At 34.7% G+C, this 22008-nt stretch carries 18 protein-coding genes; 15 read left to right on the forward strand and 3 right to left on the reverse strand.

The features are described 5' to 3' along the window. The first annotated feature begins 1 nt into the window (after position 1). From OZP12_RS16730 to OZP12_RS16800, 15 genes are all read left to right on the forward strand, one after another. On the forward strand, positions 2-577 hold the full coding sequence (locus OZP12_RS16730) for a DUF1572 family protein (RefSeq protein WP_281226204.1): 576 nt from the start codon (positions 2-4) through the stop codon (positions 575-577). A gap of 259 nt (positions 578-836) precedes the next feature. Beyond that, a complete protein-coding gene (locus OZP12_RS16735) occupies positions 837-1211 on the forward strand; it encodes a DNA topoisomerase IV (RefSeq protein ID WP_281226205.1) in 375 nt (124 codons plus the stop codon). Between the two features lie 61 nt (positions 1212-1272). After that, complete coding sequence (locus OZP12_RS16740; RefSeq protein WP_281226207.1) at positions 1273-2046, forward strand: TerC family protein; 774 nt, start codon at positions 1273-1275, stop codon at positions 2044-2046. Positions 2047-2113: 67 nt separating this feature from the next. Next, a complete protein-coding gene (locus OZP12_RS16745; protein ID WP_281226209.1) occupies positions 2114-4036 on the forward strand; it encodes a DUF294 nucleotidyltransferase-like domain-containing protein in 1923 nt (640 codons plus the stop codon). Further along, entirely contained in the window at positions 4036-4707 is a 672-nt protein-coding gene (locus OZP12_RS16750; RefSeq protein ID WP_281226210.1) for a 3'-5' exonuclease, read from the forward strand. Before OZP12_RS16745 ends, OZP12_RS16750 begins: the two co-directional genes overlap by 1 nt. Positions 4708-5391: 684 nt before the next feature. Beyond that, entirely contained in the window at positions 5392-6918 is a 1527-nt protein-coding gene (locus OZP12_RS16755) for an MFS transporter (RefSeq protein WP_281226211.1), read from the forward strand. A 100-nt stretch (positions 6919-7018) separates the two neighbouring features. Next, the gene (gene kduI / locus OZP12_RS16760) at positions 7019-7855 is read left to right on the forward strand and encodes a 5-dehydro-4-deoxy-D-glucuronate isomerase (RefSeq protein ID WP_281226212.1); all 837 of its coding nucleotides are present in this window, start codon (positions 7019-7021) and stop codon (positions 7853-7855) included. Positions 7856-7883: 28 nt separating this feature from the next. Continuing rightward, entirely contained in the window at positions 7884-8672 is a 789-nt protein-coding gene (locus tag OZP12_RS16765; RefSeq protein ID WP_281226213.1) for a gluconate 5-dehydrogenase, read from the forward strand. Positions 8673-8693: 21 nt separating this feature from the next. Next, complete coding sequence (gene uxaC / locus OZP12_RS16770) at positions 8694-10094, forward strand: glucuronate isomerase (protein ID WP_281226215.1); 1401 nt, start codon at positions 8694-8696, stop codon at positions 10092-10094. Positions 10095-10139: 45 nt separating this feature from the next. Continuing rightward, the gene (locus OZP12_RS16775) at positions 10140-11144 is read left to right on the forward strand and encodes a sugar kinase (RefSeq protein WP_281226216.1); all 1005 of its coding nucleotides are present in this window, start codon (positions 10140-10142) and stop codon (positions 11142-11144) included. 40 nt (positions 11145-11184) lie between these two features. Beyond that, positions 11185-12228: a sugar kinase gene (locus tag OZP12_RS16780; protein WP_281226217.1), complete on the forward strand. Its 1044-nt coding sequence runs from the start codon at positions 11185-11187 to the stop codon at positions 12226-12228. A 10-nt stretch (positions 12229-12238) separates the two neighbouring features. Further along, positions 12239-12688, forward strand: a complete 450-nt coding sequence (locus tag OZP12_RS16785) for a NanQ anomerase/TabA/YiaL family protein (RefSeq protein WP_281226218.1) — start codon at positions 12239-12241, stop codon at positions 12686-12688. Between the two features lie 5 nt (positions 12689-12693). Further along, entirely contained in the window at positions 12694-13353 is a 660-nt protein-coding gene (locus tag OZP12_RS16790; RefSeq protein WP_281226219.1) for a beta/alpha barrel domain-containing protein, read from the forward strand. A 799-nt stretch (positions 13354-14152) separates the two neighbouring features. Next, complete coding sequence (locus OZP12_RS16795; RefSeq protein ID WP_281226220.1) at positions 14153-15595, forward strand: tagaturonate reductase; 1443 nt, start codon at positions 14153-14155, stop codon at positions 15593-15595. Between the two features lie 27 nt (positions 15596-15622). Continuing rightward, complete coding sequence (locus OZP12_RS16800) at positions 15623-17236, forward strand: UxaA family hydrolase (RefSeq protein WP_281226221.1); 1614 nt, start codon at positions 15623-15625, stop codon at positions 17234-17236. A gap of 277 nt (positions 17237-17513) precedes the next feature. On the opposite strand, the gene OZP12_RS16805 is transcribed toward OZP12_RS16800, so the two are convergent. The 3 genes from OZP12_RS16805 to OZP12_RS16815 all read right to left on the reverse strand — a co-directional run bounded on the left by OZP12_RS16805 (position 17514) and on the right by OZP12_RS16815 (position 21992). Beyond that, positions 17514-18518, reverse strand: a complete 1005-nt coding sequence (locus tag OZP12_RS16805; RefSeq protein WP_281226222.1) for a pectinesterase family protein — start codon at positions 18516-18518, stop codon at positions 17514-17516. 66 nt (positions 18519-18584) lie between these two features. Further along, complete coding sequence (locus tag OZP12_RS16810) at positions 18585-20156, reverse strand: DUF4957 domain-containing protein (RefSeq protein ID WP_281226223.1); 1572 nt, start codon at positions 20154-20156, stop codon at positions 18585-18587. 39 nt (positions 20157-20195) lie between these two features. Then, entirely contained in the window at positions 20196-21992 is a 1797-nt protein-coding gene (locus tag OZP12_RS16815; protein ID WP_281226225.1) for a RagB/SusD family nutrient uptake outer membrane protein, read from the reverse strand. Between the last annotated feature and the right edge of the window lie 16 nt (positions 21993-22008).

Raw genomic sequence — 22008 nt, forward strand, 5'->3', positions numbered from 1 at the left:
CATGGATGCGACTACTTCCTACCTTGAAAGCGTAAAAAAACAGTTTCTCTACTATAAAATGCTTGGAGAAAAAGCGATGGAACAACTAGAACCAGAACAACTTTTTGTATCTGTAAATGAAGACACCAATAGCATTGCGGTGATTGTAAAACATATTTCCGGGAATATGCTGTCGCGTTGGACTGATTTCCTTACTACCGATGGAGAAAAAGAAACGAGAAACAGAGATGGCGAATTTGAAAACGACATGCAGACAAAAGAACAAGTTTTGACTGTTTGGAATGCGGGCTGGGATTGTTTTTTTTCAGCTCTGAACAGCTTAAAACCTGAACAACTTTCTCAAATTATTTATATCAGAAATGAAGGCCATACTGTTATTGAAGCCATCAACAGACAATTGGCGCACTATCCGTATCATATTGGTCAAATTGTTTTTTATGCTAAACAATTAAAAAAAGAGGAATGGAATAGCCTTTCGATTCCCAAAAATAAATCGGCCAATTACAACGCCGATAAATTTGCACAGGAAAAATCAATTAGAAATTTTACTGAAGAAGAATTTAGAAGAATGAAATAGAGTATAAAAATCAATGGCAATAGCAATGACAATATCAATGATAATCCTAAATTCTAAACCTTTAAACTTTTTTAAACTTTTAAACTTAAATGCCCCAGATGGAAGTGAAAACCCCGCAGTCTGGTTGACTTAAATTTTTTGTGTTTGCAAAGCGACTAAAAGAAGCTCTTGCAAACACTTAAAAATTGTGTCAACGAGACGAGGAGTTGAAACGGACAGCTGGATTAGGCCCAAATAAAAAACGAAATACACCAAATAAATGAAAAGAATTGTACTGCTTGCTCCCCTATTGCTTTTGATGTCCTGCTATAATGCGGAACGCAACTGCGCCAATTTTAAAACCGGGAAATTTAAATTTGATTACGAAATTAACGGCGTTAAAAAAACTACGGTCTTTGAGCGAAATGACAGTATTGAAATTGAGACTTTTGAGGGAAAAACGGATACTTCTACGATTCGCTGGGTGAATGATTGTGAATATGTTTTGCAGAAAAAACACCCGAAAAACAAGGCCGAAGAGAAAGCTATCGACATGAAAATTTTGACAACTACAAAAAATTCCTATACCTTTGAATTTGGAATGGTTGGTATTGCTACCAAACAAAAAGGAACTGTAGTCAAAATTTCAGACTAAAATTTTTGTTTACTATTCACACTGCAAAAAATCATAATTTTAACCCCCATAAATATTTAGAATGGAAGTTTTTTTGAATCCCGACGCATGGATTGCCCTATTAACATTGACTTTTCTTGAAATTGTTTTAGGTATAGACAATATCATTTTCATCTCTATTGCAACAGGAAAATTACCCATTGAAGACCGTAAAAAAGCAACCAAAATAGGAATGTTTTTGGCCATGTTCATGCGAATAGCTCTTTTGTTTGGAATTAATTTTTTAATCCAGATGAAAAAGCCCTGGTTTACGATTGACTGGAGTTGGTTACAGGCCGGAGTTACGGGACAAAGTATTATTTTACTATTGGGAGGCTTATTCCTGATTTATAAAAGTACTAATGAAATTAGAGAGAAAGTAGATGACAGAGGACACGAAGAAAAAGAATTGGGTAAAGCCGCAAAGAAGTCTTTTCAGAGTGTTATTTTGCAAATAATAATGATCGATTTGGTTTTCTCATTTGACAGTATTCTAACTGCTGTGGGAATGACAAATGGTGTTCAAGGCGCTTTAATCATTATGATTACTGCGGTAGTCATATCTGTTTTAATTATGATGCAGTTTGCAGTTCCTGTGGGGAATTTTGTAAACCGACACCCGTCGATACAAATTCTGGGGTTATCCTTTTTGATTTTGATAGGATTCATGCTGTTGACTGAAAGTGCTCATTTGGCCAATGCCCTTATTTTTGGAAGTCATGTAACTCCGGTTCCAAAAGGATATTTATATTTTGCCATTTCCTTTTCTTTATTTGTGGAAATAATAAACATGAGAGTAACTAAATCAAAAAAATAAAACAAGAGCACAGCTACCCAAAAGGAGCTGTGTTTTTGTTTATAAAATAAGTTTCAAAATAGTACCGATGAAAAATACCATTTCGCATAGAGTTGCCGATTTTTTAAAGAACTTCCCTCCTTTTACCTTTTTAAATCAAAAAGATATTGAGCTTCTGTCGGAACAAATATCTATTATTTATAAAGAAAAAGACAGTGTGATTTTTGCCGAAAATGAAGAAACCCACAGTTCATTTTATGTGGTTCACAAAGGAGCTATTGCACTTAGAAAAGGTTCTAAAAATGAAATCATTGATATGTGTGATGAAGGAGATATCTTTGGTTTGAGACCACTTATCGCAAATGAAAATTACAAAATGGAAGCTAGAGCCTATGAGGAAACCATACTTTACGCTGTTCCGATTACTATTTTCAGACCTTATGCATTACAAAACGAATCGGTTGGGAATTTCTTGATACAAAGTTTTGCATCAAACACCCAAAATCCTTACTCTCAAAGCCACAGAGGTAAATTATATGGCGATAATCCAGGAGAAGATAATTTTAATCCTGACGCCAAATTATTTGACATTCATCCAGCAAAATATTCTAAAAAAATAGTTACCTGTTCGGCCATAACTACTGCAAAAGAAATTGCAGAGAAAATGATTAAAAAAAATGTCGGAGCCGTACTTGTTGTAGAAGAGAACAAACTCCCAATTGGGATTATTACCGATAAGGATTTAAGAAATAAAATTGTAACCGGTGAATATCCCATCACCACACCAGCATCGGTAATAATGACAAGTCCAGTTATTACCTATTCCAAAAAACTGACCATAACTCAAGCACAAATGGCGATGATGAAAAGCAACATCAGTCATATATGTCTTACTAAAGATGGCACACCAAACACAAAAGCAATAGGAATTATTTCCAAACAAGATGTTATGGTTTCCCTAGGAAATAATCCATCTGTATTGATAAAAGCTATAAAAAGGGCAAAAAAAGTTAAAGAAATTAAACCAGTACGAGTTAGCATCATGCAATTATTGCAAGGCTATATCGACCAAAAAATCCCTATTGAGCTTACTTCCAAAATCATAACCGAATTGAATGATGCCTGTATTCAGCAAGTCATCGCCATTTCACTAAAAAAGATGCTTACACCACCGCCGGTAAAATTTGCATGGTTAGCAATGGGAAGCCAAGGACGTAGCGAGCAATTGTTACAGACCGACCAAGACAATGCGTTGGTTTATGAGGATGTCGCGGAAGAATTAAAAGAAAAGACTAAAAATTACTTCTTAGAGCTGGCAACACATGTAAACAAAGGATTATTAGAAATTGGTTATGATTATTGCCCTGCCGAAATGATGGCATCCAATCCGAAGTGGTGCTTAAGCCTTGAAGAATGGAAAAATCTAGTCCATAAATGGATTACCGATACCGGAAAAGACGAAGTCTTGCTTTCGTTCATATTCTTTGATTATAGTCTTTCTTATGGAGACAGTGAAATAGTAAAAAACTTATCCGATTTTATTCTGGATGACATAAAAGCAAATCCTGTCTTTTATATTCATTTGGTAAGTGGTGCTTTGCAAAGTCCTTCTCCAACAGGTTTTTTCCGAGGATTTTTATTGGAACAGGACGGAGCAAACAAAGATACATTTGACCTAAAAAGAAGAGCATTAATGCCTTTGAGCGATGCTGCAAGGGTATTAATTCTGTCACACTCCGTAAAATCAATCAGCAATACTCCCGAGCGTTTTGAGAAATTAGCCGAACTTGAACCACACAACAGGGAATTATATTTGGCCTGTTCGCATTCATACAGAACACTCCTTAGATTTAGAACCAAACAAGGACTTTTGCACAATGATTCAGGACAATACATTGCTTTGGGAGATCTTACAAAGCTGGAAAAAATAAAGCTAAAGAGTGCCTTTAAAACCATCAAAGAGATTCAAGAAATTATCAGCATCCGATTTAATTCATCAAATATATTGTAATGAGTAACTTTTTTGAAAAAAGCAAAACAAGAATATTTGATTTTTTTAAAATTCAAAAAAAATCAATAGACGAATCACTACTTAAAAGTGTTGATGATACTCGTTTTGTTGTTTTAGACACTGAAACTACAGGTTTTGACTTTGACAATGACCGAATACTTTGCATAGGAGCTGTCAGCTTGCAAAACGGTGTAATTTCGATCCCAGACAGTTTTGAAATTTATATCCATCAGGAATATTACGATAAAACCAGCGCTCAAATACATGGAATTCTGAAAGATTGGGTTATGGATAAACCCGATGAACTTGAAGCGCTACAACAATTCTTGGTTTTTTTGGGAGATTCTATTATCGTTGCCCATCACACTATTTTTGATATCACGATGATAAATCGTGCTTTGGAACGAAATGGTCTGCCCCAATTAACCAACAAAACATTGGATACAGCTTTTCTTTACAAAAAAACACTCATTATGTCCAATCTTTTGGAGCGAAAAGAAAAATATGCTTTGGATGATTTGGCTGATAAATTTGACATCTCCAAAAAAGACCGCCACACCGCAATGGGAGATGCATACATCACAGCGATCGCCTTTCTGAAAATTGTAAAAAAATTAAAAGGATTAAAAGATAAAAAAATATTCACCTTGAATGATTTGTTTAAATATTGAAACCGATAGTGAGTAAGTCTGAGTAATAAAAATAGTCTTCAAAAAACTTTCAGTATACGATATTTCAATCTGATCGTTTTAAAATATAAAATATTAAATATTAAAGTTGTTAATCCTCCCCTTTGTTGTAAATCAAAATAAAAAAGCCAAATCTTTTTAAGCTTTAAAACTAAAAATTTAACAAAAACAAACTGCAATAATAATAGTTCTGTTTGCCAACAATTTTATGTTGGACACTCCAATAATAATATCAAACTTCAAATTAATTATACCTTACAGATTTTATAAATATATTATAACATCAAAATATTTTTTTTATTCCAAAAGTCATTTTTTATATAAGTTTATATACCTATATTTGCAATATCCGTGTGCGCACACGTAAAATAATATTATCACAACAGAATAAAATATATAAGTAAAACTAAAAAAAAGATATTATTAATCTATTTTTACGTCATCGGTTTAGTATTTATCATCCAAAAATGGGATAATATTGCAGATTAAGCAATTATAAGTATAAAAAAGTTTCAGTAGTCAAAAAAAAGGGTCAAAAAATAGGAATTAAAAAAATTAATCTTACTTTTGTGTAATCGATTACATAGTGATTTAAATTAAAAAATATCCTGATTTTAAAAAAATACCGAACACATATACACACTAAAACATTTTAAATTAAAATTTATGGGACATCAACTTGAGGGAAAAAGGACAAATTACCGTTGGACAATCGCTTCACTATTACTTTTTGCAACAACTATAAATTACATGGACAGAAATGTAATTGGCTATCTTAAAGATTACTTCTGTTCAACCGACGGATTTGGCTGGTCAGCTACTGATTTTTCTCTTTTGACAGCCGTTTTTACAGCTTTCTACGCAGGTTTTACTTTGTTTGCAGGATTCATCATTGACAAAATTGGTACTAAAATAGGATTGGCCGCTTCTTTAATTGGCTGGTCCACTTTTGGAATTTTAAGTGCCTTTATGGGCAAAGGTTTAACAAGTCATATGTTCGCCAGAGGACTTTTTGGAGCTGGAGAAGCAGGAAACTTTCCGTCATCTATCAAAACAGTTGCAGAATGGTTTCCTAAAAAAGAGCGTGCATTAGCTACTGGTATTTTTAACTCTGGTTCTAATGTTGGGGCAATGATTTGTGCCTTAATCATACCTGTTATACTTGCTGCATGGAACCCAACTGAAGGGAATGAACTTTTCCTAGGTGTTTTTCACGGTTGGCAAATGGCATTCATTATTACTGGTCTAGTTGGTTTTCTTTGGCTGATTTTCTGGAGTAAATTATACTCTTCCCCTAAGCATATGTTGGAGAACGGTAAAATTAATCAAGAAGAATACGATTACATTCACAGTGACGACGAAGAAGTAGTTGCTACGACAACCGAAGAAGTTAAAGTTCCTTGGTACAAAATGCTTACTTACAGACAAACTTGGTCTTTTGTTGTTGGTAAATTTATGACTGATGGTATTTGGTGGTTCCTTTTATTCTGGTTACCAACTTACATCAAACAACAATTTTGTGTTGGAATGGATGCTGTTGAAACCAAACACACTGTTATGATCTCAACTTTTATCGTGTATGGAATTGCAATCGTTGGTTCTGTATACGGAGGTTCTATTCCTATGTCATTCATGAACAAAGGATGGGAAACGTATCGCGCACGTATGACTGCTCTTTTGATTATTGCTTTTTTACCTTTGTCGTTGATTAGTACGCAATACGTTGCTGCTGGTTGGGGAATTGTTGCAGCAATTGCAATCATTAGTATTGGAGGAGCTTCACACCAAGCTTGGTCAGCCAATTTATTCACCACTGTTTCGGATATGTTCCCTAAAAAAGCAGTTGGTTCTGTTACAGGAATAGGTGCTGCCGCCGGAGGATTAGGAGGAGTTTTGGTCCAATTATTGGCTGGAGGCCTAGAAGACCATTTCCGTATCAAAGGAGTTATGGAAGCTAGCAAAGCTGGGTTAATCAAAGCAACAAATGACATTCCTCTTGAAACAGTAAAATTAGACAACCTTAAAGAAGTATTAGTTGACCCGAATATGATGGAACAAGCTTCGCATTTTATTTCATCAAACATTTCTACAGCTTACGGAATCATGTTCACGGTTTGTGCTTTCTCCTACCTAATTGCATGGGGAATAATGAAACTTTTAGTTCCAAAACACAGTCCGATAACTTCATTATAAACCTGAAACAAAGTTTATCAAAAAAATAGCAATATGATGTTGCTGTTTTTTAAAAAATAAAAATTACTTTTGTGCAATCGATTACATTAATTCTTTAGCCATGACAAAATACAGTTCAAGATACGCTTCCAGCCCACAGGCAGTAAAGCAATATGACACTAAACAATTAAGAGAAGAATTCTTAATTGACAATTTAATGCAAGAAGGAGAAATAACCTTCACCTACTCACACTACGATCGTTACATTGCAGGATCAGCAACTCCGATCACCCCTTTAACTCTTGAAACAATCGATCCTTTAAAATCTACTTACTTTTTAGAAAGAAGAGAAATGGGGATTATCAATGTGGGAGGAAATGGTACTGTTGTAGTTGAAGGAACTGAATATCCTTTAGGTTTCAAAGACGCATTATACATTGGAAGTGGAAACAAAGAAGTAATCTTTAAAAGTGATGACTCTAAAAATCCGGCAAAATTCTATATAAACTCTGCACCTGCACACAAAAACTATCCAACCAAAAAAGTAAGTTTGGCAGAAGCCAATAAACTACACTTGGGTACAATGGAAACAGCCAATCATCGTACGGTAAACCAAATGATTATAGGTGGAATAGTTACTACTTGTCAGTTGCAAATGGGTATGACCGAATTAAAACCGGGAAGCGTTTGGAACACCATGCCAGCTCACGTACACGACCGCAGAATGGAAGTTTACTTTTACATGGACATTCCAGAAAACCAAGCCGTTTGTCACTTCATGGGTGAGCCACAAGAAACAAGACACATTTGGATGAACAATCACCAAGCTGTAATTTCTCCACCATGGTCTATCCACTCAGGAGCCGGAACCAGTAATTATACATTTATCTGGGGAATGGCCGGTGAAAACCTAGATTATGCAGATATGGATGTTTGTAAAATAACCGATTTAAGATAACTAATAACTAACTATTAAATAAAATTTTATGTCAATCAACCTTTTTGATTTAACAGGGAAAACGGCACTTATTACTGGAGGAGTTCATGGTCTGGGAATGTCTATGGCTAAAGGAATTGGACATGCTGGAGCTAAAATTGTAGTAAACGACCTTTCGCAAGAAAACATTGATAAAGCTATCGCAGAATACAAATCAGTTGGAATTGAAGCTTACGGATATGTATTTGACGTAACAGATGAAGCTGCTGTAATAGCTGCCATTAACAAAATAGAAGCTGAAGTTGCTCCAATCGATATTTTGATCAACAATGCAGGAATCATCAAAAGAACTCCAATCATTGAAATGGAAGTTAAAGATTTCGCACAAGTAATAAATGTGGACTTAATCAGCCCTTTTATTGTTTCTAAAACTGTTGCCAAAGGTATGATTGAGCGTGGTGGAGGAAAAATCATCAACATTTGTTCAATGATGAGTGAATTAGGTAGAGACTCTGTAAGTGCTTACGCTGCCGCAAAAGGAGGTTTGAAAATGTTGACCAAAAATATGGCTACAGAGTGGGCTAAATTTAACATCCAAACGAACGGTATTGGGCCAGGTTATTTTGCTACCAGTCAAACTGCTCCAATTAGAGTAGATGGACATCCATTCAACGAGTTCATTATCAGCAGAACACCTGCTAATCGTTGGGGAGACCCAGAAGATTTACAAGGTGCTGCTATCTTCTTATCATCAAAAGCAAGTGATTTTGTAAACGGACACATCCTTTATGTTGATGGTGGAATCCTTGCTACAATTGGAAAACCTTCTAACGAATAATAACGATTTAATAAAATTATAATGAGTACAACATTCATACACGATAATTTTTTATTAGAAAATAAATACGCTGAGGAATTATACCACAACTATTCTAAAAATCAGCCTATTATAGATTATCACAATCACTTGAACCCACAATTTATTGCTGAAGATAAAATCTTTAACAATATTACAAATGTGTGGATAAACGGAGACCACTACAAATGGCGTGCAATGCGTACATTGGGAGTAAACGAACAATTTATTACAGGAAACGGTTCTGATAAAGACAAATTCTTGAATTGGGCAAAAACAGTTCCTTACACGATGCGTAATCCTTTGTATCACTGGACGCATTTAGAATTGGCTCGTTATTTTGACATTTACGATTTATTAAACGAAAAATCTGCTGAGAAAATTTACGAAGAAGCTTCTGCTAAAATAAATTCTCCTGAATACAGCACTCGCAATTTGCTTCGCAAAGTAAATGCCGAGTTTGTTTGTACAACCGAAGATCCAATTGATACTTTAGATTTCCACGAACAAATTCTAAAAAGTGACTACGAAGTAAAAGTAGGAACTGCCTTTAGACCTGACAAAGCTATCCTTATTTCGAATGACGGCTACAACGAATATGTGGATAAATTAGCAGAAAAAACAGGAATTACTATCAATACTTATGCTGATTTACAATCGGCTTTGAGAAACAGAATCGAATTTTTTGACAAAAACGGTTGCAAACTGTGTGATCACGGTTTGGATCAAGTTTATTTTGAAAAATATACTGAAAGCGAAGTAAGCGCTATCTTCAAAAAGAAAAGAGAGAACGGAGTACTGAGTAACGAAGAAGCATTGAAATTCCAAAGTGCTGTGTTGTTCTTCTTGTTTGAAACTTACCACGAATTTGGATGGGTACAACAGCTACACTTAGGTGCATTGAGAAACAACAATGCACGTATGCACCGAATTTTAGGACCTGATACAGGATGGGATTCTATTGGAGACTATCCACAAGCACAAAAATTATCCGGTTTCCTAAATGCATTGGACAGTAAAGATAAATTGGCTAAAACAATTATTTACAACCTAAATCCTGCCGACAACGAAGTAATGGCTACCATGATTGGCAACTTTAATGACGGAAGTGTGAAAGGTAAAGTTCAATTTGGTTCTGGATGGTGGTTTTTGGATCAAAAAGACGGAATGACCAAACAATTGAATGCCCTTTCAAATATGGGATTAATCAGTTGTTTTATCGGAATGTTGACTGATTCAAGAAGCTTTTTATCTTTCCCAAGACATGAATACTTCAGACGTATTCTTTGTAACCTTTTGGGAGATGAAATAAAAAGAGGTGAACTTCCTAATGATATGGAATGGATTGGAAAAATGGTTTCCGATATCAGTTATAACAATGCTAAAGAATATTTTAAATTCTAAATAGTTATAAATCAAACAAACTACCAATCAATTAAAATTTTTGGTTTGAAAAAAGTTGTTACTTTTGGAGAAATCTTACTAAGACTTTCCCCACCAAGTCATTTAAGGCTTACTCAGGCGACGTCTTTTGATTTGTATTTTGGCTGTGCCGAAGCAAATGTTGCTGCTTCATTGTCAAAATTCGGACTTCCTGTTAAATTTATAACAGCAGTTCCTCCTAATGAACTAGGAGAATCGTCACTGAGTATGCTACGTTCTTTTGCAGTAGAACCTATTGCTTTGATTCAAGGCAAAAGGCTAGGAATCTATTATTTTGAACAAGGAGCATCCGAAAGACCAGGAAAAGTAGTCTATGACAGAGAAGATTCTTCGTTTTCAACCTTACGAAAAGGAATGATTGATTGGGAAACAATTTTCAGTGATGCCGATTGGTTTCATTGGTCAGGAATCACCCCTTCCCTATCACTTGAACTGGCTGAGTTGTGCGAAGAAGCGCTACTTGTAGCCTCTCGAATGGGATTGACTATATCTGCCGATTTAAATTACAGGCCTACTTTATGGAAATACGGAAAAAACGCCAATGAAGTAATGCCAAATTTGGTAAAACACTGTGATTTATTATTAGGAGGCGTGGATGAATCCGAAAAAGTTTTAGGTGTTCCAAAAAATGATTCAGACGGCGAAGACATTGTTTTTGCCAACTGGATGAAAGCCTTTCCTAAACTAAAAAACATAGTATCTACGCATCGAATGGATGCTAATGCTTCATCTAACGGCATTAGTGCTTCATTATGGAACGGAAACGTTTTATTGAATTCAAGAAGATACAATATCTCTCATATCATTGATAGAATTGGTGCCGGAGATGCATTCATGGCCGGAATCATTTACGGATTAATTACTTGGCCCGAAGATCATCAAACTGCCCTTGAATTTGCAGTTGCGGCTACTTGTTTGAAACACTCCATCTCTGGAGATATTAACTTGGCTACCGTCAATGAAATTAAAGCGTTAATGGGAGGCGCAGGCGGAGGAAGAGTTTCTAGATAAAATAAAAATAATTTAAATAACTAATATAAACTGAATAAAAATGGGAAAAAGAGTAGTAACGTTTGGTGAGATAATGTTAAGATTAGCACCACAAGGATTTTTAAGATTTTCACAAGCAGACAATTTTGAAGTTGTATATGGTGGTGGAGAATCTAACGTAGCTGTTTCACTTGCAAACTATGGAATTCCAGTTGATTTTGTAACACGTTTACCAAAAAATGATATCGGTGAATGTGCAATGATGGAAATGCGCAAAAGAGGAGTTGGAGTAGATAATATCGTTTGGGGTGGTGAGCGTTTAGGGATTTATTTCCTTGAAACAGGAGCTGTAAGCAGAGGAAGTAAAGTGGTTTATGACAGATCACACTCTTCTATGTCTGAAATCCAACCAGGTATGGTAAATTGGGAAAAAGTTTTTGAAGGTGTTGAGTGGTTCCACTGGACTGGTATTACACCAGCTATTTCTCAAAGTTCTGCCGATGCATGTTTAGAAGCTGTTAAAGCTGCTAGCAAATTAGGTATCACTATTTCAACAGATTTGAACTACAGAGCCAAACTTTGGAAATACGGTGGAGATCGTGAAAAAATCATGACTGAATTGACTTCTTACTGTGATGTTATCTTAGGAAACGAAGAAGATGCTGAAATGCACTTTGGAATCAAACCAGAAGGAGCTGCTGTTCAAACTCACGGACATGATGTAAAAGCTGAAGCTTTCTTATCTGTTTGTCAACAAATGATGGCTAAATTCCCAAGAGCTAAAAAAGTAATCACTACTTTAAGAGGTTCTATCTCTGCATCTCACAACACTTGGGCTGGAGTTTTATACGATGGAAAACAAATGTTGCAAACTCGTCAATACCAAATTACTGATATCGTTGATAGAGTTGGTGGTGGAGACTCATTCATGGGAGGTTTGATCTACGGATTATTGACTTATCCAGATGACGATCAAAACGCTTTAGATTTTGCTGTTGCTGCATCTTGCTTGAAACACACTATCAAAGGTGACGCTAACTTAGTAACTGTTGATGAAGTAACTAAACTTATGGGTGGTGATGCTTCTGGTAGAGTTGCTAGATAATTAAGAAATCATGATCGTAGATACACTAAAAAACGGATCCCAATACACTAGCTTACACCCTTTGTTTGCAAAAGCATTTGATTTCATGAATCAAAATGACATTGCTACCCTAGAAAACGGAACAATCCAAATCGAGGAAGGTTTAAAAGTAATTGTAAGTACTGCAAACGGAAAAACTAGAGAAACTAGTTTGGCTAAATTTGAATGCCATGATAAAAATATCGACATTCAGGTTTGTGTGAAAGGATTGGAAACCATAGCTTGGAAACCAAGAGAAAAATGCGTTACACCAAATGGAGACTATAATCCAGAGAAAGATGTACGTTTTTTCAATGATACTCCAGATATGGACTTTCAATTAACAGACGGACAGTTTGTGATATTTTATCCAGGAGATGTTCACGCTCCAATGATTGGTGAAGGTGAAATCAAAAAATTGGTATTTAAAGTTAAAATCTAAAAACAATGAGTAAAATTCAAAATGTAACTGATGCAATCGTAAAACAAGGGATGCTTCCTTTGTATTTCAATGCAGATGAGAACGTAACAATTGAAGTATTAAGAGCTATTTACAGAGCTGGAATCAAAGCGGTTGAATATACAAGCCGTGGAGAAACTGCTTTATCTAACTTCACTAAAATGGTTGAAGTTCGTAATGCTGAAATGCCAGATTTATTGTTAGGTATCGGAACTATCAAAAACAAAAAACAAGCTGAAGAGTATTTGGCAGTTGGAGCTGATTTCTTTATCAGTCCAGGTTTTGTTCCTGAAGTAGCTGAATTCCTTATCGGTCAAGGAATTTTATACAGCCCAGGTTGTATGACTCCATCTGAAATTATTGCTGCTGAAAATGCAGGAGTAAAATTCATTAAACTTTTCCCTGGAAATATGTTAGGGCCTGAGTTTTTGAGTGGAATAAAAGATATTTTCCCAAATCTTATTTTTATGCCAACAGGTGGTGTAGATACAACTGCTGAAAACATCGGTGGTTGGTTCAAAGCTGGAGTTTCGGCAGTAGGAATGGGAAGTAAATTGATCAGCAAACCATTAATGGCAGACAAAAATTATGCTAAAATTGAAGCTGACACTAAAACTGTTTTGGAATTAATCCAATCAATTAAATAATTTTATTGCTGGCTTTTGGTTTGTACCATTTACAAACTAAAAGCCGGCTTAAAAAAAAGCAGTTTCTCAATACTTTTAGATTATTTAAATCTTTTAAACTTGTTGCAACTGTCATAAAAACATCAATTTTAATACAAAATTTTGAAATCATACGTTATTATATCTGTTAAACTATTTTCACTTTATTAATTGAAAAAACAGACAATTATTAATGTAAAATCTACAAATCAAATATTTTGTTTATTACACAATTCTAAATCAGAATTAAAAAGCTTTAGCCTCAATTTCATTTTTATTTTAAAATGAAATTGACTATTTTCAATATCATTTTTTCTATTTTTAACAAAAATAGACACACTAATTGCCGCAATCGTATTTTTTATTATTAATTATTTATTTTTTTTATATCAATTTATTTTTTTTAATGAAAATTAATTTCTACGTTTGTGTAATCGATTACATTAATTGTAAAAAAGACACTTATTAAGTGTAATCATCAGAATACGAGAGAACTAACAAAAATAAGTATCAAATACTTTAAAGATAAAATATCCCAGAAAATAAGGGAATCTAAATTGCTTAGCTCTTAAAATACAAAATATCTGATATTTTAAATATCATCAACATAAAAAGGATTTTAATAAGCGACTAGAATAATAGGAACAAAGAATTCATTCCCAATCCTCATTAAAGTTTGAAAACAGACATTCTTAAGACATCGGTCGCTTATTGTAATTCAAACCAAAAACAAAGAATCCGTAGGATCATTATATAAAAAACATCTTTTTAAAGAACTAAAATGAAAACATTAAATAGAAAAAATACAGGATTAGAAAAACTGAACCCTATTAAAGTGGTACAATTTGGAGAAGGTAACTTTTTAAGAGCTTTCGTTGATTACGCTTTTTACAAACTAAATAAAGAAGTTGATTTCAATGCTGGAATTGCAATGGTTCAACCATTGAAAGACGGTATGGTAAACATGATTAATGACCAAGATGGTCTTTATACTTTGTTTATGAATGGAATCAAAAAAGGAGAAAAAATACAAGATATTGAGTTAATTGACAATGTTGTAAAAGCAATAAATCCGTATACTGATTTTGCAGATTATTTAGCATTAGCCAAAGAAGAAGAACTTCAATTTATTGTTTCAAACACTACTGAAGCTGGAATTGAATTTATCGGAACTGATACTCCGGATATGCAGCCACCTGTATCATTCCCTGCAAAGTTGACTGTATTGTTATATGAAAGATTCAAACATTTCAATGGAGATGCTTCTAAAGCAGTAACTATCATCCCTTGTGAATTGATTGATTATAACTCAGAGACTCTGAAAAAAATCATTTTACAATATGTTGATCTATGGAAATTAGAAGATGCATTCAAAAACTGGGTATCGGATGCTTGTACATACCACAGTACTTTGGTTGACAGAATCGTTCCAGGATATCCAAGAGCTAATATTGAAGAATACAACAGCAAATTAGATTATCAAGATAATTTAATTGTTGCTGCAGAACCATTTTTCCTTTGGGCTATCGAAGGAGGAGATGATTTAAAAGCAAAATTACCATTCGATAAAACAGATTTGAATGTGAAAATTGTTGACGATATACGTCCTTTCAAAATGATTAAAGTTCGTATTCTAAACGGTGCACATACTGCTATGGTACCTTGTTCTCTTTTGTACGGAAACAAATTAGTAATGGAAACTGTGAACGGAGATTTCACAGGTAAATTCGTAGACAACGTTATTGCTGAAATTAGTGAAACCCTTGCTATGGACAAAAATGAAATCACTGCCTATTGTGAAGAGGTAATGGATCGATTCAGAAATCCATTTATCAAGCATGCACTTGCTGATATTGCTTTAAATTCAATCTCAAAATTCAAAGTGAGAGTTTTACCAAGTTTATTAGGTTACTATAATGCTAATAAAAAAATTCCTACTAATTTGACTTTTTCATTAGCTTGTTTAATCCAATTCTACAAAGGAACTTGGAATAACGAAGCATTACCAGTAAAAGACACTCCAGAACTGGTTGAAGAATTTAAAAACATTTGGCAATTAGGATCTTTAGACTTAGTTGTTGCTAAAACACTGTCTAACACAGACTTCTGGGGTGAAGATTTAACAAAAATTAACGGTTTATCAGAAGCTTTAGTGGTAGCTTTGAGTGAAATTGAGGCCAATGGAATCGAAAAAGGATTCAATAATTTCAGTTCTCAATTCTAATTTAGAATTTTCAAAAAAAACAGTATCATGCAAAAGAAATTAATAAAAGTAAATCCAGCAGATAACGTAATTGTCGCTTTAACCGATTTGGTACAAAACGAACAAATTATGTTTGAAGGAACTACCGTATCACCAACTACTGATGTTAAAGCAAAACATAAAATCACAGAGAAAGATTTTGCAATTGGTGATGAGATAATAATGTATGGCGTTTTGGTAGGAAAAGCTGTAAAGCCTATAAAAAAAGGAGAAGTAATTACCACCGAAAATGTAAAACATCAAAGTGAAAAAGTTTTTGGTAAAAACGGAAATTTAGGTTGGACTCCACCAAATGTAGATCGTTGGAAAGACAAAACTTTCAACGGATACCACCGTGCAGATGGACAAGTTGGTACCAAAAACGTTTGGTTATTTATTCCCCTGGTTTTTTGTGAAAATAAAAATATCGAAAAACTGAAAGATATTTTCGAAAACGAATTACTGCCAAAAAAAGAAGTTTCTTACAAGAATTTATTACGTTCTTTAATTGAAGAAAAAAGCGTAGAAGAAGTTTCCGATAGATATCGAGACGAAAATCTTTTAGATAATATCGAAGTAAAATTCATCAATCATCAAGGTGGTTGTGGCGGAATTCGACAAGATTCGGAATTGTTGGCAAAACTTTTGGCAGGATATGTGAACAATCCAAATGTTGCCGGTGCAACTATTTTAAGTTTGGGTTGCCAAAATTTGCAAGTAGATATTTTTAAAGCTGCATTGAAATCAATTAGCCCAAATTGTGATAAAGAAATTTTGATCTATGAGCAACAACAAATTGGAACTACCGATCAAATGTTCCAAATGGTGATTAAAGATTCTTATGAAGCCATTAAAAGAGCCAACAAAATTGAACGTAAACCTGCTCCTATTTCAAAATTAAGTATTGGGTTGGAATGTGGTGGATCCGACGGATTTTCAGGAATATCGGCCAATCCAGTATTGGGAGTTGTTTCAGATATTTTCGCAGCTTTGGGAGCCAAATCCATTTTGGCAGAGTTCCCGGAATTATGCGGTGTTGAGCAAGAATTAATGAACCGATGTATTGACGAAGAAAAAGCAGACAAGTTTTTATCCTTGATGAAAGCTTTTGAAAAATCGGTTGTAGATGCAGGTTCAGGATTTGATATGAACCCATCGCCAGGAAATATCAAAGACGGATTAATTACCGACGCTATGAAATCTGCCGGTGCTTCTAAAAAAGGTGGAACTGCACCTATTGTAGATGTTTTAGATTACGGCGAATATATTTCAAAACCAGGTTTAAATCTTCTAAACACACCAGGAAATGACGCCGAATGCACCACAGGACTGGTTGGATCGGGAGCAACAGTTGTTTTATTTACCACAGGTTTAGGAAATCCGATGGGAAATCCGGTAGCACCTGTTGTGAAAATTGCTTCGAACACGGCATTAACCAATAGAATGTCGGATATTATCGATTTCAATGCCGGAACTGTAATTACTGGTGAAAAAAATATTACCGAAGTTGGAGAAGAACTTGTAGATTATATTATAGAATTGGCGAGCGGAAACGTAGAAACAAAAGCTGATCAGTTGAAACAAGATGTATTTATTCCTTGGAAAAGAGGAGTATCATTATAAGAGTTTTTTTGTTTTGAGTTTTTTTAGATTAAAGAAAGAAGCCGTTAGATTAATTTCTAACGGCTTTTTGAATTTTATACTAAACTTGAATTTATTATTATTTTTTGGAGCACAACATTTGTCTTTTTAGGAAGTATCCTCCCGTCTTCCGTTGCAATCTTGCAAGCCAAACCAAGGCTTACAAGGATTTTCACTTCAACCGGGGCTAAAAATCAACATCCTGTTTTCATAAGTATAAACAAAAAACAACGATAGACTACAGATTACAATTAATAAATCACTTTTGAATAGGATTCCATCCGTTTAAAATCTTTTCAATCGTATAATCGGAAACTTCCGCATCTGTCAATGTATGCGACCATTTAACTCGGGATGATTGGGAAGCTCCTTTGCCCCTGCTTTTATACTCTGCATAAAATGTAGCTGCTTCCGCTTCGGGTTTGTTCCAATTGTGCCATCCCAATGGATTAATATGCTCACCCATTTCGCATTTGATAAAAACAGTTTTAGCATCATTACGCCAAGGACGTCCCAAATAAACAGTTCCTTTATCGGCATTGCCAGTTAATTTGCAATTCATAAAAACATATCCGTAGGGTCTATTTATCGTTGTTGAAGCTGCTGTAATATAATATCCCCCCTTTTTTGAAAAGATCTCACAGCCCTCGAATAAAACCGTCGATGCACCAAAAATAAAGTCTGTAGCACCTTCTATATAGCAATTTTTATAATATTGTCTGCTACTATCCGCTCGTGTATAAATAGTATCTTGAAAGCCTTTAAAAATACAATTTTCAAAAAATACTTTATCACCATCAATCCTAACAGCAACTGCCTGCCCTACCGCTCCAGCCGAATTTTCAAAAGTAATATTGATTGCTTTAAAACTATCTCCAGTTATCGCAAAACTATAAGAACCAGCCGTACCAATACCCAAACCTCTTGCCCCTTTCTTTGAAGCAAAATCATCATAAGTCAGTATTGTTTTAGTTTTGTCCTCACCTATTAAAGTAATGTTTATTTTGTCTTTTGGCACTTCTATCTTTTCTTTATAGACACCATTTTTAATATAAATCCTTATCTCTTTCTGAGTTAAAAGAGGAACTGAATTTATCGCTTCTTGTACCGTCAAAAAATTCCCTGACCCTTTTGCGTCAACAACAATGTCATATTTTATAGGTTCTTTACTAACCGAACCGTTTGATTTTCCAGCCGAACAACTCAACAAGAATATAGATAAAAGCGAAAAACAAAAACGCTTCAATTTCATTTTTTCCATCATAATTAAACAAATAAAAAAACCTGAGTTTGACGAATCCAACTCAGGTTAAAAATTAAACTTTATAGTTTATGGCAACCAACGTGGATCACCTACTTTGTTGTCAATTAATGTTTGATTTTGCACTTTAAAATTACCATTTACAGCATCAACAAATTGAGGATCTAATTTGGTTAATGTAGTCGAACCATCAACTTTTATAGTCCCATTCACCGTCCATAAGTTAGCTGAATTAAAATAATTATTATTCAAAAATGTTGGAGCTGCAGTATTTGTTTGGTTGCTATAGATTGCTAATGAATTATCCGCAAATAATGTATTTCGAACTATTGATACATTATTTAGAAAACGCAAATACAACATTCTGTTTGTAGCAACAGTCATTCCTTTATTAGAAATAGTACATTTATCAACTAACACATTTGTAGTCAATCCTGTACCTGAATAACCGGCAGCAGCATCCACACGAATAAAATCACGAGCAGTTACACAATTATTAAACGTTGAGTTCGTAAGTGAAATAGTAGCAACATAAGCAAGTCTGAAATCGATAAAATCAGCGCTGCTTGTTGAGAAATTGGTTAAAATGCTGTTATCAATTTTGAATGAATTTACTTTAGAAGCAAAATTTCCATAAATCAAGCGATTACAATCATGAATATTACAACCGGTAATAAGAATGTCACCATAATTTCCGCCTGAACTTGCCGTTGCGTCAATCTTAATAACATCAGACGATGCAAGCGCAACACCATCTCCTTTTATATCTAAATCCTGTAATTTCAAATCGGTTGCACCAGCGGCAAGATTGAAATTTAGATGCACTTTTGGTTTATCATAACTACGAAGACCATAAATAGAGATCGGTTTGGTTAAAGTTACCACTCCTTTATACACTGTATAATCACCAGGCTCTAAATATAATTTGGCACCCGAAGCAGCATTTGTGATTTTATCATTTAAATCATCAGTTGGGTGAATTAAAATACCATCTCCAATATCTACAGCAGTTTTAAAAGTTTTTGTTCCTCTTAGCTTAGTACCGTTCATTAAACTTGCATTATAAGTTGTTTCGCCAGTTAATCCCGTTACTGTCGCTATTCCACTAGTTTTTTCTGCAGCTGTGATAACGTGATTAATATTTCCCGGAGTCAAAGTAATGTTGGTTACATTACTATTTGGAACCCAACGCAAAACAGCTTTAGTCGCCTGAATATCTCCATCAACAGTCGCCAAGAAAAGTTGTTCACTTAATGTTTGGGCTGTAATCGTAGAATATTTAGAGTCATCCAATCCCGTAGAACTAACCGCTTTTACACGAATTGAATAGTTAGTCAAACCTTCTAAAGCTACCGAAACAGGAAGTTCTTTGTCCGTAACATTAATCGTTTTGTAAATAGTTGTAAAATTTGGATCATCAGCACTAAAATCAACTACATAATGATCTGTATTTGCAACAGGAGTCCAACTCAGTGTTACGGTAGTTTGATTAGTCACTTTTGCCGTAAGTCCTATAGGAGAAAACACACGACTAGCACCAATATCCTCTAGCAATGGTACATTATAATCTTCGCAAGAAGTAAAAGCTAAAGCCATTAGCAAAATGGCTAATAATCCCTTTATTATATTAGTTTTTTTCATAATCAGAATGAATTATATTATTTATACTTTATCAGGTTATTAATACCCGTAATCATTAACCAATTTCCCGTTGCTTCCTTCAATAAACACCTGCCAGATAGGCCAGAATTGTCTTGCATCAGGGTTTACTCCCACTCTATAAAGCGAATTGATCTTAGTAGCATCTAAAGCAGACCAAGCAAACGAAGTATAAACAGCCGGATCTTGAACAACGTTTTCACCTCGATTAAGTCCATAAATTTCCAATGTTTCGTTATCAGCTTTGTATTTGAAATACAAAGTACTAGGAACAGTTGCATATTCACCAGTACGTGCAGCCAGATTAGTCATTTTAACTTTGGCTTCATCCAATTTAACTTTTAATAAATTCCAACGGATAAGTGCCATCTTACGATCCATTTCTCCAGTAAATTCAAATTTATTTTCATCTACAAGAGCATTGAACATAGCATCTTTCGTAGTCAAAGCATTTACGTATGCGTCAACTTTTTGAGCCCAAGCAGTAGATGGGAAAGCTCTTTTACGAATTTCTTTCAAATAAGGAGCAGCAGCAGTTGGCCCTTCAATTTCGTTTGCAGTTTCAGCTGCCATAAGCAATACTTCAGCATAACGCATATATATTTTGTTCACTCCATCATCATTCGTAGATGTAACATAACGTTTCATCCATTCGTAACGATATTTACCAAAATACCAAGTATTAAATGCTCCCAATTCTTGTTTCGCTTTACCAGCTACAGCAGTTCCATATTTGTAAGGAACACAAGTTACATCTCTACGAGTATCTGCCTGATCATAATCATAAAAAATGTGAGGTAATGGACCACCTACTCCACCTCTATTAGCTCCATTAGCCTGATATTGATCTGATGCTGAAGTGTGCTTTACAGCAAACGTAAACAACATTCTACCGCGACCATCAGCAAAAGGAAGTTCCCATAATGGTTCAGCATTAGCAGTTAAATCTTCTTGGTTGTATTTTCTCCATAAATTTTCAAATGAAGACTCCAAGTGAACAGTCCCACTATTGATTACATCTCTACATTCGCTTAATGCCAAAGCATACATTTTATCTTTTGCAAGATCCGGATCATTACTTCTGTGAATACCATCAGGGTATTGTTGATAACCGCTGGCAACCAAAGCCAAACGAGCACGGAATGCTTTAACAAAAGCTTTGTTTACTCTTTCTACACTTGATGTATATGTACTCGCATTAGGCCAAGCAACTAAATTCTCAGCTTCACCTAAATCAGCGATTAATTGTTTGTAAATAACATCTCTGTTAGTTTTAGGTAAATAAATAGTCTCCGAATTAATTGGCTCAAAACGAGCTGGTACATCACCCCAAGCTCTCAATAAATCAGCATAATAAATGGCACGCAAAGCAAGTGCTTCCCCCAAAAGTTGTCCTAACTCTGATCCTGCTACAGGATTTCCATATTTACGCAGTCCTCTAATACAAATATTAGCACGCTCAATACCTGAATATGACATCGCCCAAACATTGTTGGTTGTGTTCATCTCTGTATTATTCGCTTTCGCATCATATGTACATAGATCCGATTTGTTATCAACGGTTGACGAAGCATTGAACCATTCAATATCTGAATTCATACCATAGTAACCTAAAAAACGACCTCTGTAAGAGTTGGTTTCAGCAAATGGCACTTTAATCCCATCAACCGCACCTTTAGCCAAATCCGGTGTTGAGAAAAGAATGGATTCGTCTACGGTCGATTTTGTTTCTGTTGTCAGAAATTCATCAGCAACATCATTACAAGAAGTAATAAGTCCTGAAAAAACTATTCCTGCTATTATAATTATTTTTTTCATATTTCTAGGATATTTT

The organism is Flavobacterium aquiphilum (genome assembly GCF_027111335.1).
In the GTDB taxonomy this organism is placed as follows: domain Bacteria; phylum Bacteroidota; class Bacteroidia; order Flavobacteriales; family Flavobacteriaceae; genus Flavobacterium; species Flavobacterium aquiphilum.

Bases quoted from the DNA above. Each gene is read 5' to 3' on its own strand.
- OZP12_RS16730 (WP_281226204.1), top strand. From the start codon at position 2: ATGGATGCGACTACTTCCTACCTTGAAAGCGTAAAAAAACAGTTTCTC.
- OZP12_RS16735 (WP_281226205.1), top strand. From the start codon at position 837: ATGAAAAGAATTGTACTGCTTGCTCCCCTATTGCTTTTGATGTCCTGC.
- OZP12_RS16740 (WP_281226207.1), top strand. From the start codon at position 1,273: ATGGAAGTTTTTTTGAATCCCGACGCATGGATTGCCCTATTAACATTG.
- OZP12_RS16745 (WP_281226209.1), top strand. From the start codon at position 2,114: ATGAAAAATACCATTTCGCATAGAGTTGCCGATTTTTTAAAGAACTTC.
- OZP12_RS16750 (WP_281226210.1), top strand. From the start codon at position 4,036: ATGAGTAACTTTTTTGAAAAAAGCAAAACAAGAATATTTGATTTTTTT.
- OZP12_RS16755 (WP_281226211.1), top strand. From the start codon at position 5,392: ATGGGACATCAACTTGAGGGAAAAAGGACAAATTACCGTTGGACAATC.
- kduI (WP_281226212.1), top strand. From the start codon at position 7,019: ATGACAAAATACAGTTCAAGATACGCTTCCAGCCCACAGGCAGTAAAG.
- OZP12_RS16765 (WP_281226213.1), top strand. From the start codon at position 7,884: ATGTCAATCAACCTTTTTGATTTAACAGGGAAAACGGCACTTATTACT.
- uxaC (WP_281226215.1), top strand. From the start codon at position 8,694: ATGAGTACAACATTCATACACGATAATTTTTTATTAGAAAATAAATAC.
- OZP12_RS16780 (WP_281226217.1), top strand. From the start codon at position 11,185: ATGGGAAAAAGAGTAGTAACGTTTGGTGAGATAATGTTAAGATTAGCA.
- OZP12_RS16785 (WP_281226218.1), top strand. From the start codon at position 12,239: ATGATCGTAGATACACTAAAAAACGGATCCCAATACACTAGCTTACAC.
- OZP12_RS16790 (WP_281226219.1), top strand. From the start codon at position 12,694: ATGAGTAAAATTCAAAATGTAACTGATGCAATCGTAAAACAAGGGATG.
- OZP12_RS16795 (WP_281226220.1), top strand. From the start codon at position 14,153: ATGAAAACATTAAATAGAAAAAATACAGGATTAGAAAAACTGAACCCT.
- OZP12_RS16800 (WP_281226221.1), top strand. From the start codon at position 15,623: ATGCAAAAGAAATTAATAAAAGTAAATCCAGCAGATAACGTAATTGTC.
- OZP12_RS16805 (WP_281226222.1), bottom strand. From the start codon at position 18,518: ATGATGGAAAAAATGAAATTGAAGCGTTTTTGTTTTTCGCTTTTATCT.
- OZP12_RS16810 (WP_281226223.1), bottom strand. From the start codon at position 20,156: ATGAAAAAAACTAATATAATAAAGGGATTATTAGCCATTTTGCTAATG.
- OZP12_RS16815 (WP_281226225.1), bottom strand. From the start codon at position 21,992: ATGAAAAAAATAATTATAATAGCAGGAATAGTTTTTTCAGGACTTATT.